Here is a 13,489-nt window from a genome sequence, read left to right as displayed (position 1 = left end):
TCTCTTTTTCTAATTCTTTTTAAAATAATAGAGCGGCATAGCCGCTCTATAATTATTTTCTTAAACCTAATTTTTCAATAATAGCACGATATCTTTGTATATCTTCTTTCATAAGATAGTTTAAAAGACCTCTTCTTTGACCAACCATCATTAAAAGACCTCTTCTTGAGTGGTGATCTTTCTTATGTAGTTTTAAATGCTCATTTAAATGATTGATTCTGTGAGTTAGTAAAGCGATTTGTACTTCTGATGAACCAGTATCACCTTCGTGCTTACCGAATTCTCTTATTATTTGTTCTTTTGTTGCCTTATCCATTATAAAACACCTCCAAAAATTATCCCCTTAATCCAAGAAATCGTTGGCAAATCGATATTCTTAGCTTAAGGTTCAAAACAATTATAACAAATATATTGTTTATTGTAAATTAATTTTTATAATTTTAGTTCCTTTTCTTTTGCAGAAATTTTATCCTTTGTTAAAACTTGCTTTAATTGTTCTAAAGAATTAAATTTCTTTTCATCTCTTAATTTCTCTATAAAAAACAACTTAACACTTTCACCATATATTTCTTTACTGAAATCTATAATATTAGTTTCTACACTTAAATTATTACCATTTACCGTAGGATTAAACCCTATATTTGTAATTCCTCTATATAATTTTTTTTCATACTCTACTATAGTATAGTAAACCCCTCTTTTAGGCAAAGCAAAGTTTCTTTTATAACTTAAATTAATAGTAGGAAAACCTATTTGTCTTCCAATTTTTTTTCCTTCTATTATTTCACCTTCTATAGAATAAGGTTTGTTTAAAAGTAATCTTGCCTTTTCTACGTTTCCCTCTTTAATAAGATTTCTAATAAAAGTACTACTTACTATTTTTTCTTCAAATGTTATTGGAGGACAAACATAAAGTTCAAAATTATATTTTTCACTAAAATCCTGTAATAATTCTATTGTACCTAAATTTTTATATCCAAATCTATAATTAAATCCTACTACTATACCTTTAACATTATAATAATTTACTAATCTACATACAAATTGTTCCGGTTGCATTTTCATATGACGTAAATTAAAAGTAGCGAAATTTACAATATCAATACCTTCATTTTTAAAAATTCTAACTTTATCTTTTTTACTTTGAAGTAACTTAGGTATTTTTTCACTATTTACTAGACTCATAGGATGATTTTTAAAAGTATATATCATACTTTTGCATTTATTTTTTTTAGAAAGTTCCACTACCTTGCGTACTAAACTTAAATGCCCTAAATGCAATCCATCAAAACTCCCTAAAGCTATATATGTATCATATTGAAGTTTTTTATTAAAGTTGTCTTCTAAAATTACCATATCATAACCCCTATTTTCTAAAATAAACTTTCCATCTTGAAGAAATCTTGTTCTCTTTTCCCAAGTCCTAAAAATTTTCCACTATTATTATACACTTTAAATATACCCATTTCCATAAATTTAGATATAAGTCTATTATCTTTTATAGAAACTCCATTTAAAAATAATTTTTCAAAATAAGGTTCAATGGTAAAAGAATTGAAGTCTTTAAAAAGCTCTTCTACAGAAATTAATATGCTTTCTATATTGTCTAAATTTAATGCTTCTAACTTTAATGATTGATCAAGATTGAAATGCCCTGATTTAATACGTTGAAGATTAAAAAGATGTGCTCCACATCCTAGTTTTTGTCCAATATCATAAGCTAAACTTCTTATATAGGTTCCTTTAGAACAAGTAACTTTTATAGTAAAATAAGGAAGATTAATATTTAATATTTCTATACTAAACACCTCTATTTCTCTTCCTTTAACTTCAAATTCTATTCCTTTTCTGGCTAGGTCATACATTTTTTGACCATTTATCTTTAATGCTGAATATTTTGGTGGTACTTGAATGATCTTTCCTACAAATGATTTTATAGCTTTAATTAAATTTTCTTCACTAATATTAACATCATTTGTTGATACTATAGTTCCTTCTCTATCATAAGTATCAGTAACTTCTCCTAGCTTTACTTCTGCTATATATGCTTTATTATCTTTTATCAAATAATTAGCAGCTTTAGTAGCCTTTCCAATACAAATAGGTAAGACACCTGTGGCCATAGGATCTAAAGTACCTGTATGCCCAACTTTTTTGCATGATAAAATTTTCTTAACTTTTCTTACTACATCAAAAGAGGTCATACCCTCTTCTTTATTTATAACTATAATTCCATTAAATTCTTTCATCTTTATAACTCTCTATTTTTAAAATTAGTTCATTTTTTAATTGTTCTAATGGTTTATCACTGGCAAATCCCGCCGCCCTTATGTGACCTCCACCACCATAAGATTCTGCAATTTCTCTTACATCTACATATTGTTTTGATCTTAAGCTAACTTTAAGTATATCATCCTTTTCCTTAAATAATGCCACTACTTCTACTGTATTTATTTTCATACCAAAAGTAAGTAAATCAGAAGTATCTCCATCTTCTAAATTTAATTCTTCAAAATATGATTTTTGGGCATTAATAAATGCAATTTTGCCATTATTGGTAACTTCTAAATCTTCAATAATCTTTCCATATAATTTTATTCTATTTAAAGATTTATTATCAAAAATAATTCTATGAATTTGTGAAAAATCAAACCCAGTAGAAATTAATTTTCCTGCAATATTATGAGTTTTAGAAGTTGTATTAGAATGTCTAAACGAACCTGTATCTGTTAATAAGGAGGTATATATACATGTAGCAATACTTTTATTTAATGTAACCTTTAATTGTTCCATTATATCATATATAATTTCACCTACAGCGGCAGCTTCACTATTTACATAGTTTATTTTGCCGTACTCTTCATTTGATTTATGATGGTCAACATTTAATACTATATATTTATCATTGTTTAAATCTATATTTCCGTTTATTCTTTCTACATTTCCACAATCAAGAACCACTATACAATCAGTATTATCTAAGGGTTCCGTAATATTTTTTTCTATTTCCGCATTAAAAGGTAAAAAATTAAAAGTCTCTGGTATGCTTTCTTTACAAATAATATATGCTTCTTTTTTTAGCTCCCTTAAAATTTGTAGTAGAGCTAAAGAACTCCCTAAAGAATCGCCATCAGGTGATGTGTGAAAGCTGATGCCAATCCTTTGGGAATTTTTTAATGTTTTTATAACTTCTTTAAGCATTTTATTATTTTTTAGAATCCATTTTCTTTAAAATAGAATCTATATGCATACCATATTCAAGACTTTTATCATTTTCTATAACTATTTGCGGAATATGTCTAAGTTTTACACAATGACTTAATTCAGTTCTTATAAATCCTGCAGAGGTTTTTAAAACATTTAATGATTGTTCTTCCTCTTCTTTACTACCAAAAATACTTACATATACTTTAGCATAGCTTAAATCACGTGTAACTTCTACATGAGTTACACTAATCATTCCCGCTAATCTTGGATCTTTAACTTTAGTTCTAATTATGTCACTTATATATTTTTTTATTTCTTCGTTAATTCTTCCACTTCTATACTTTGCCATAATACCACTCCTTTACAGACTTTGTGGCTTTATTTCTTCCATAGTGAAAGCTTCTATTATATCTCCATCTTTAAGGTCATTAAATTTCTCTATACTTAATCCACATTCGTATCCTGAATTTACTTCTTTTACGTCATCCTTAAATCTCTTTAATGATGCCAATGTAGATTCAAAAATTACTATACCGTTTCTTACTATTCTAACGCTACTATTTCTAGTTAACTTACCATTTAACACATAACAACCAGCTATAGTTCCTACATTAGAAATTTTGTATATTTCCCTTACTTGAGCACTACCTAATACTACCTCTTTATATTCTGGATCTAAAAGTCCTAGCATAGCTGATTTAACATCATCTATAGCATCGTATATTACTCTATAAGTTTTAATATCAACTTCATCTTTTTCTGCAAGAACAGTAGCATTTACATCAGGTCTTACGTTAAAGCCTAAAATAATGGCATTAGATGCTGTAGCTAGTATAACATCTGTTTCTGTAATAGCTCCAACTCCACCATGAATTACTCTAACTTTTACACTATCTGTGCTTAATTTTTCAAGTGATTGAGATAATGCCTCTACAGATCCTTGAACATCCGCTTTAACAACTAAGCTTAATTCTTTTACTGTTCCCTCTTGAATCTGATTATATAAATCTTCAAGTGAAACTTTATGAGATTTTAATAATTTTTGTTCTCTTAGTTTTTCTTTTCTACTTTCAGCAGTATTTCTTGCAGTTTTCTCATCTTTCATAACTACAAACTTATCTCCAGCTTCTGGTACTTCTGATAAACCTAAAATTTCTGCTGGCATAGAAGGACCTGCTGATTTTATTTTTTTACCATGAGCATTAAACATAGCTCTTATTCTACCATAGCTTGTTCCTACTACTATAGAATCTCCCACATGTAATGTTCCATTTTGAACTAATAATGTAGCTACTGCTCCTCTACCTTTATCAAGCTTAGCTTCTATTACAGTTCCTTTTGCTTTTCTATCTGGGTTAGATTTAAGTTCTAACATTTCAGAACTTAAAACAACCATTTCAAGTAATGAATCAAGTCCTTCATGAGTATGTGCTGATACTGGTACGCAAACAGTATCTCCGCCCCAATCTTCTGCTATTAAACCATGTTCTGTTAACTCTTGTTTAACTCTGTCTATATTAGCACCTGGTCTGTCTATCTTATTAATAGCAACTATTAAGCTTACTTCTGCAGCTTTACAGTGGTTTATAGCTTCTATTGTTTGTGGCATTATTCCATCATCTGCAGCAACAACTAATATAACTATATCTGTAATTTGTGCTCCTCTAGCTCTCATAGCTGTAAAAGCTTCATGTCCTGGAGTATCTAGGAATGTAACCTTTTCTCCATTAACTGATACTGTATAAGCACCAATATGTTGTGTTATTCCACCAGCTTCTGTAGCTGTTACTTTTGTTTTTTTAATTGCATCTAATAAAGATGTTTTACCATGGTCAACGTGTCCCATAACAGTTACAATAGGAGGTCTTTTTACTGATTCTTCATTTTCTTCATAAGAATCTTCCATTGATTCCATAAGCTCAGCATTTTCTTCCTCTAGAACTTCTTCTCTATTAATAACTTCAATAACAGCGTTAAACTTTTCTGCAACCTTTTCTGCTGTAGGTATATCTATTTCTTGATTCATTGCAGCCATAACTCCTGCAAACATAAGTTGTTTAATAACCTCTGTTGCTGGTTTACCTAATTCTTCTGCAAATTCTTTAACAGTTATAGTATCTCCCATTTCTATAACTTTTAATTCATCTGAATCTTCATCTTCTTGTGTATTAGTAGCGTCTTTGCCCTTAGATGCATTCTTTTTAGTTTTTGCTTTTTTAATATTTTTAAGTACATTTTCATTTTCTAACTTTTCATAATGCTCAACTACCTCTGATGTATTATCTCCATCTGTAGGAACTGTTCCAAATAGTTCTTTTAGTAAGTCAGCATCCTCTTCATCTATCATACTCATGTGATTTTTAACTTTTATATCAAACTCTTCCATTAATACATTGATTAATTTTTTACTTGATATATCTAGTTCTTTAGCTAATTCATAAATTCTTACTTTCGCCAAACTATTCACCTCCAAAATACTCATCTTTACTCATATATAAAGACTGTAGGTTTTTACCGAAAGATTTATCTTTTACTCCTAAAATTCTTAATTCAGAATTTAAAAGCTCATTTCCTATTTCATCCATAGGAGCATCCTCTATTAAAGTAAATTTATATTTTAATGCATAGTTTTTAAATTTATTTTTTGAGTTTGCTGATAAATCTTTTGATATAAATACTAAAAATATATTATTCTTTTTTAAATTCTCTTCTGTTCTATTATATCCTTCTGTTAAGGCACCTGCCTTTTTAGCTATTTTAAGAAAATTATAGAACTTTGTCTTATTGTCCATGCACTATCTCTTCCTTTAGTTTAAGATAAATTTCTTCTTCTATGTTGTGAGATAAGTTCTTTTCAAGACGTTTAGTTTTAAATGCATTTTCAAAACATTTAACGTTTTTACAAACATAAGCTCCTCTACCAGGTTTTTTTCCTGTAAGATCTATAGATACTTCACCTTCCTTATTACGTACAACTCTAATAAGATCTTTTTTAGATTTCATTTCCATACATCCTACGCATTTTCTTTCTGGTAACTTCTTTGTTTTCATAAAGAATCACTCCTAAATTAAAATGTAATTAATTTTCTTGTAGGATTTCTTCTAAATTTTCTACTTGTGAACTACTTTTAATGTCAATTTTCCAACCCGTTAATCTTGCTGCTAATCTAACATTTTGGCCTTCTTTTCCTATAGCTAGTGATAATTGACTGTCATCCACTATAACTTTTGCACATTTGTTATCTTCATCTTCTATGATTACTTTTAAAACTTTAGCTGGGCTTAATGCATTAGCTATATATACTTTAGGATCTTTATCCCAATTAATAATATCAATTTTTTCGTTATTAAGTTCATTTACAATATTTTGTACTCTTGTACCTTTGGTACCTACGCAAGCGCCCATTGGATCTACATTTTCATCTTGTGAATATACTGCAACCTTACTTCTTGATCCTGCTTCTCTTGATATTGCTTTAATTTCAACTGTTCCATCATAAATTTCTGGAACTTCTAATTCAAACAATCTCTTAACAAGACCTGGATGAGTTCTTGATAATATTATTTGAGGTCCTTTAGTTGTCTTTTTAACTTCCACTATATATAATTTTATTTTATCATTAAATCCATAGTGTTCTGAAGGAATTTGCTCATTAGGACCTAATACAGCTTCAATTTTTCCTAAATCAACTAAAATATTTTCATTATCTTTTCTTGTTATAGTACCTGTAATTATGTCGTATTCTTTTTCTAAAAATTCTTCATAAAGAGCACTTCTTGAAGCTTCCTTGATTTTTTGCACTACAATTTGTTTTGCAGATTGAGCAGCCACTCTTCCAAAGTCTCTAGGAGTAACTTCCATTTCTACAATATCTCCTTCTTCATAACGAGGATCTATTTCCTTTGCATCTTCAAGTTCTATTTCATTAACTTCATCCCAAAGACCATCTACAACTTTCTTTTGTGCAAATACATGGAATTCTCCTGTCTCTTTATCTATTGAAACTTTTACATTTTGATTATTGTTGTTATTATTTAAATACTTTGCATAAATATTATTAGTATTTTTTGAACAATTCTTTTTATAAGCTGAGATCACTGCATCCTCTATAATTTCATATAAATAATTTTCACTGATACCTTTTTCCTTAGCAATCTCTTTTAATGCAGCTATAAATTCTTCATTCATTTTAATACTCCCCTTTTAAACTAATGGTAATTATGTTATTTCTATTTAAAGATATTTCTTCTTCTTCTAAATTTATTACGACATTTTCCTCATTAAGACCTTTTAAAATACCTTCTAATTTCTTTTTACCTTTTACAAGGTTTTTAAGTTTTATTTTAACATTGAATCCCATATATTTTTGTAAATGTTTATCATTATGTAAGACTCTCTCTATACCTGGAGAAGAAATTTCTAAATAATAAAAATCTTTAATTAAATCTTCTACATCTAATGCTTCACTAACTAATTTGTTTACTTTTACACAGTCATCTAAAATAATACCTTGCTCATTATCTATGTAAACTCTTAGGTAATCTTCTCCACCTTCTTTTACAAATTCTAAATGGTAAAGTTCATAACCTGACTTTTCAACTATAGGCTTAATTAGATTATTTAATTTCTTCATTAATTCATCTGTCAATATTATCCCTCCTTATATTTAGTTTTTACTATATTTTTTTAATTATTATAATTAAAACGCAACAAATGCTGCGTTTATACAAACAGAAAGAGCGGGTAAAAACCCACTCTTAATTATCCGACAAAAACTATAGGAAGTTACTAGGATTAATTTTATCACACAAGCACTGATTTTGCAAGTTTTTTATAAAAATCCATTTTGTCCTGTAAAAAATGAAAGTTGATTTGTTTCTGGAAGATTCTTTAAACATCCATGTAAGTCTAAAGCCTCTATTACAGTCTTAGTTACTTTACTTCTTATTCTTAAATCTTCCTTAGAAATAAATTCTCCATCTTCCCTTACTAATTCAATACTCTTAGCTGCATTTTCTCCTACTCCTTGAAGCGCACTTAAAGGCATTCTTATATAATCCCCTTCTACTTTAAATTTAGTTGCATTAGATTTATATATATCAACAGGTAAAAATTTCATGCCCCTCACAAACATTTCATGGCATAATTCTAAAATAGTCAATAATCCTTTATCCTTTACAGTTATATTATTACCTTGAGCATATAATTCATTCATTTTATTTAAAATTACTTCATCACCTTTAATTATTAAATCTCCATCAAAATCTCCGCCTCTTACTGTAAAATAAGTAGCATAATATGCTTTGGGATAATGAACTTTAAAGTAGGCTATTCTAATGGCCATCATAACATAAGCAACAGCGTGCCCTTTAGGAAACATATATTTTATTCTTTTACAAGACTCTATATACCAATCAGGAACTTTATGTTCTTTCATTATGTTTTCATGTTCTTCTGTTAATCCCTTACCTTTTCTTACTTTTTCCATTATTGTAAAGGCTGTTTTAGGTGGTAACCCCTTATAAATTAAATATACCATAATGTCATCTCTTGTAGCTATACAATCTTTTAATGTAGTATATCCTTCTTTTATAAAATATTGGGCATTATTTATCCAAACATCAGTACCATGTGAAAGTCCTGATATTCTAACAAGATCTGAAAAGGTCTTTGGCTTAGTATCTAATAACATTTGTCTTACAAACTTAGTTCCAAACTCCGGAAGGCCATATGTTCCAACCTCACAGCCTAATTCTTCTTTAGTTACTCCTAACGCTTCAGTACTTGTAAATAAACTAAGTACTCCTTTATCATCTAATGGAACTGTTTTAGGGTCTATTTTAGTTATATCTTTTAACATTCTTAAAATAGTAGGATCGTCGTGTCCTAGAATATCTAATTTTAAAAGTCTACCACTTATAGAATGATAATCAAAGTGCGTAGTTATAATATCAGATTCAGTATCATCTGCCGGGTGCTGAATAGGACAAAAATTAAAGATTTCATTATCACTAGGTACAACCATTATGCCCCCTGGATGTTGTCCTGATGTTCTTTTAACTCCCGTACATCCCTCTGTTAGCCTATCTATTTCTGCTTGACTTGCTTTTAAATTTCTTTGTTCCAAATACTTTTTTACAAAGCCATAGGCAGTTTTTTCAGCTATAGTACCTATAGTACCAGCTTTAAATGTGTGACCCTTTCCAAATAATACTTCTGTATATTTATGGATTTCCCCTTGGTTATCTCCTGAAAAGTTTAAATCTATATCAGGTTCTTTATCTCCTTCAAATCCTAAGAAAGTTTCAAATGGTATATCAAATCCATCTTTATTGAATTTAGTACCACATTTAGGACAATTTTTATCTTCCATGTCTGCCCCACATCCAACAGAACCATCCAATATAAATTCACTATACTTACAATTTGGACAAACATAATGAGGAGGTAAACCATTAACCTCTGTAATATTGGACATAGTAGCTACAAAGGATGATCCAACCGATCCTCTGGAACCTACTAAATATCCATCGTTTACAGATTTTGCAACTAACTTTTGAGCAATTAAGTAAAGTACTGCATATCCATTATTAATAATAGAATTTAGTTCTTTATCTAATCTTTTTTGTACAACTTCTGGTAACTTTTCTCCATATATAGCATGTGCTTTATTTAATGTCATATTCTTAATATCTTCTTCTGCACCTTCTATTTTAGGTGGGAAAGTTTCATCTGGTATTGGTTTTACATTTTCTATACTATCTGCAATTAAATTTGTATTTTTAACTACAACTTCATATGCTTTTTCTTCTCCTAGATATGAAAATTCTTCAAGCATCTCTTCAGTAGTTTTTAAATATAATGGTGGTTGATTATCAGCATCACTAAACCCTTGACCTGCCATTAAAACTCTTCTAAAAATTTCATCATGAGGTTCTAAAAAATGCACATCTCCTGTAGCTACTACTGGTAGATTTGATTTTTCTCCTATTTTACAAATAGTTCTATTTATATTTTGTAACTCTTTTTCATCTTTTACTGTACCGTTTTGTATCATAAACTGGTTATTACCTATGGGTTGAATTTCTAAATAATCATAAAAGGATAACATATCTCTAAGTTCATCATAAGTCTTACCATTTAAAACATCTTTATATACTTGCCCAGCTTCGCATGCCGATCCTATGATTAATCCTTCTCTATATTTTTGAATTACACTTTTAGGCATACGTGGTTTTTTATGAAAATAATCTAAATTAGAAGATGAAATTAATTTATATAAATTTTTTAATCCAATTTGATTTTTACAAAGAATTATTAAGTGATATGTAGGTGCAGCTTTAATGTTAAAGTTGCCTATAAATTCTTTATTTAAATCCTCTAATTTATAAATATCTTTTTCCTTCAATTTCTCAAAACATTTTAGCAATATTTCTCCTGTTGCTTTGGCATCATCAACTGCCCTATGATGATTTTCAAGAGAAATTCCTAAATGTTTCGCAACTACGTTTAGTTTATATCTTTTTAATTCAGTATATAAAAATTGACATAATGGAATAGTATCCATAGTTGAATTTGTAAATTCTATATTTAAATCTCTACAATTTTTCTTTATAAAAGAAACATCAAAGTTAGCATTATGAGCAACTAAAATAGCTTCTTTACAAAACTCCATAAATTTAGGTAAAATAATACTTATATTATCTTTTCCAAAAACCATATCATTTGTAATACTAGTAAGTTCCGTTATTTTATATGGAATGCTTATTTGTGGATTAACAAATTCATTAAAGGAATCTATAATCTTTCCATTTTTGATTTTTACAGCTCCTATTTCTATAATTTTATCATTTTCACTAGAAAAACCTGTGGTTTCTATATCAAATACTACAAACTCATCATCTATATTTTTATCTTCTCCACCTATTATTATTGGAATACCATCATCAACTAAATAAGCTTCCACACCATATAAAATCTTAACATTATTTTTCTTGCCAGCGTCCATAGCTTCTGGATAAGCTTGAGCAACTCCATGATCCGTAATTGCTATAGCTTTATGTCCCCATTTAGCAGCCTTTTTAATAAGTTTAGACGCAGGTGTCATTCCATCCATTGCACTCATGTTTGTATGTAAATGTAATTCTACTCTTTTTTCTTCTGCAAGATCTAATTTTTCTATTTTTTCTAACTTACTTATATGTGAGGCCATTAAAACCATTTCGTTCATGAAAGTATCATATTTCAACTCACCTTTCACTTTATAATGTTCACCTTTTTTTAATTCCTCTTCCATCTTTTCTATGTACGCATTTTGTGGGAAACTTTTTATAGTAACAGACCCTGTATAATCTGTTATAGCAAAAATGAAAAACTTTCTTCCTTTTTTAGTTTCCTTAATTTCTAATTTAAATATATCTCCTTCTACACACACATCCCCTGGTTCGGAATCTAATTCTATAATTGAAATTGGCTCTTCCATAATAGTTTTTCCTAAAAGGATGTTAGAATTTCTAGATATATTGGAATTATAAGTTTTTTGATTACTTTTATTACTTTTCTTTTCTTTATTACTTCCACCTACTGAGACATTCTCTGTTAATACATTTTTCATTATTTTGTCATTTTCTTTTTGTTTCTCTTCAAAATATGTATCATTATTTAATTCTTTATTATATTGAAGTTCTACAATGACAGTAATATCAAAAACATCTTTTATTCTATTTTTTATAATTTTTTCTATATCTCTATTTTTTAAAAAGTTACAAACAAAAGAATTTCCATAAGACAATATTAACAAATCCTCTTTTACTTCTTTTTTACAATTATTAAGACATTCTTTAGCTACCGGCATACTCTCTGAAACTGATTGTACTAATTCAAACCAATATTCTTTTATTACTCCATCTAAGGTTATATCTGAAATATCTTTATAAAATCCTAATTCAATTTCTTCCACATATCCAAGATATGTCTTTAAAATTTTTTTTATTTTTTCTTGTAAGGAGGAGTCTAATTCGTATTTTCCTTTTAATATTAGTGTAAGTTTGTTTAGACCCTTAAAATATTGTGCCTTTAAAAATTTAAATTCTTTTAATGACATAAATTCTTCTTTTTTTAGATTCTCTTTAAGCACTTCATATATTTCCAAAATCTATACCTCCTTATAAGCATCTTAATTAAATAATGGCCATGAATTCATAGCCATTATTTTTATTTATCTTTTATATATTATTGACTTCCTTAATCAATTCTTCAACTAGATCTGCTTCTTTTACTTTTTTTATTATAACGCCTTTTTTAAAAATAAGTCCTTCTCCATTTCCACCTGCTATACCTATATCGGCATCTTTGGCTTCACCGGGACCATTGACTACACATCCCATTACTGCAACTTTTATATTTTTATTTACAGAAGCTAATCTTTTTTCTACCTCTTCGGCTATTTTAATAAGATTTATTTGAGTTCTACCACATGTAGGACATGATACAAATTTAATACCTTCATTTATATATCCTAAAGATTTTAACATTTCTCTACCTACTTTAACCTCTTCTCCAACATCTCCAGTTAAAGATACACGTATAGTATCTCCTATTCCTTCTACTAATAAAGTACCTATTCCAATTGCCGATTTTATAGTACCTGAAAAAATAGTCCCTGCTTCTGTAACACCTAAATGAAGTGGATAATCAACTTTTGTTGATAATATTCTATAACCTTCTATAGTTTTATATACATCTGAGGATTTTATTGAAATCACAGTATCATAAAAATCATGTTTTTCTAAGATTTTAACGTGTTTTAAAGCGCTTTCAACTAGTGCCTCTGCAGTTGGAGAGCCATGTTTCTCTAAAATTTCTTTTTCAACTGATCCTGAATTAACTCCAATTCTAATAGGAATTTGTCTTTCTTTGGCTGCATTTATAACAGCTTTAATTCTATCTTCACTTCCTATATTTCCTGGATTTATTCTTACAGCTGAAATCCCATTTTCTATTACCTTAAGTGCTAATCTATAATCAAAATGTATATCTGCAACAACTGGTATATTTACCTTTTTTATAATATCTTTTATACTTTCCGCTGCTTCCATATCAGGAACTGCACATCTTATTATATCACATTTTAATTCCTCTAAGGCTTTAATTTGTTCAATGGTTTTTTTTACATCTCTTGTATCCGTATTAGTCATAGACTGAACTGCAATAGGATTATTTCCTCCTATTTTAATATTCCCTACTCTAACTTCTCTTGTTACTCTTCTATTTATCATAAAA

The 13,489-nt window shown here is 28.6% G+C and carries 12 protein-coding genes; all 12 read right to left on the bottom strand.

What is annotated here, in order from left to right:
• Positions 1 to 52 precede the first annotated feature (52 nt).
• Complete coding sequence (rpsO, locus tag QOZ93_RS09345; protein ID WP_111942662.1) at positions 53 to 316, bottom strand: 30S ribosomal protein S15; 264 nt, start codon at positions 314 to 316, stop codon at positions 53 to 55.
• A gap of 116 nt (positions 317 to 432) precedes the next feature.
• Positions 433 to 1,356, bottom strand: coding sequence for a bifunctional riboflavin kinase/FAD synthetase (locus tag QOZ93_RS09340; RefSeq protein WP_307356014.1), 924 nt, complete (start codon positions 1,354 to 1,356; stop codon positions 433 to 435).
• Between the two features lie 17 nt (positions 1,357 to 1,373).
• On the bottom strand, positions 1,374 to 2,249 hold the full coding sequence (gene truB / locus QOZ93_RS09335; protein WP_307356012.1) for a tRNA pseudouridine(55) synthase TruB: 876 nt from the start codon (positions 2,247 to 2,249) through the stop codon (positions 1,374 to 1,376).
• On the bottom strand, positions 2,236 to 3,201 hold the full coding sequence (locus QOZ93_RS09330; protein ID WP_307356011.1) for a DHH family phosphoesterase: 966 nt from the start codon (positions 3,199 to 3,201) through the stop codon (positions 2,236 to 2,238). Before QOZ93_RS09330 ends, truB begins: the two co-directional genes overlap by 14 nt.
• Positions 3,202 to 3,205: 4 nt before the next feature.
• Positions 3,206 to 3,556, bottom strand: a complete 351-nt coding sequence (rbfA, locus tag QOZ93_RS09325; RefSeq protein ID WP_307356010.1) for a 30S ribosome-binding factor RbfA — start codon at positions 3,554 to 3,556, stop codon at positions 3,206 to 3,208.
• 12 nt (positions 3,557 to 3,568) lie between these two features.
• Positions 3,569 to 5,665, bottom strand: a complete 2,097-nt coding sequence (infB, locus tag QOZ93_RS09320) for a translation initiation factor IF-2 (protein ID WP_307356009.1) — start codon at positions 5,663 to 5,665, stop codon at positions 3,569 to 3,571.
• Between the two features lies 1 nt (position 5,666).
• Positions 5,667 to 5,999, bottom strand: a complete 333-nt coding sequence (locus QOZ93_RS09315; protein ID WP_307356008.1) for a ribosomal L7Ae/L30e/S12e/Gadd45 family protein — start codon at positions 5,997 to 5,999, stop codon at positions 5,667 to 5,669.
• The gene (rnpM, locus tag QOZ93_RS09310; RefSeq protein ID WP_307356007.1) at positions 5,989 to 6,258 is read right to left on the bottom strand and encodes an RNase P modulator RnpM; all 270 of its coding nucleotides are present in this window, start codon (positions 6,256 to 6,258) and stop codon (positions 5,989 to 5,991) included. The genes QOZ93_RS09315 and rnpM overlap by 11 nt, the downstream gene beginning before the upstream one ends.
• Before the next feature lie 28 nt (positions 6,259 to 6,286).
• A complete protein-coding gene (gene nusA / locus QOZ93_RS09305) occupies positions 6,287 to 7,396 on the bottom strand; it encodes a transcription termination factor NusA (protein ID WP_307356006.1) in 1,110 nt (369 codons plus the stop codon).
• Position 7,397: 1 nt separating this feature from the next.
• On the bottom strand, positions 7,398 to 7,856 hold the full coding sequence (gene rimP, locus QOZ93_RS09300; RefSeq protein ID WP_307356005.1) for a ribosome maturation factor RimP: 459 nt from the start codon (positions 7,854 to 7,856) through the stop codon (positions 7,398 to 7,400).
• A gap of 183 nt (positions 7,857 to 8,039) precedes the next feature.
• Positions 8,040 to 12,311: a PolC-type DNA polymerase III gene (locus tag QOZ93_RS09295; protein ID WP_307356071.1), complete on the bottom strand. Its 4,272-nt coding sequence runs from the start codon at positions 12,309 to 12,311 to the stop codon at positions 8,040 to 8,042.
• A 121-nt stretch (positions 12,312 to 12,432) separates the two neighbouring features.
• Positions 12,433 to 13,482, bottom strand: coding sequence for a flavodoxin-dependent (E)-4-hydroxy-3-methylbut-2-enyl-diphosphate synthase (gene ispG, locus QOZ93_RS09290; RefSeq protein ID WP_307356070.1), 1,050 nt, complete (start codon positions 13,480 to 13,482; stop codon positions 12,433 to 12,435).
• Between the last annotated feature and the right edge of the window lie 7 nt (positions 13,483 to 13,489).

The organism is Hathewaya limosa, assembly GCF_030815255.1.
GTDB lineage: Bacteria > Bacillota > Clostridia > Clostridiales > Clostridiaceae > Hathewaya > Hathewaya limosa.
This window is presented reverse-complemented; position numbering and strand designations above follow the sequence as displayed.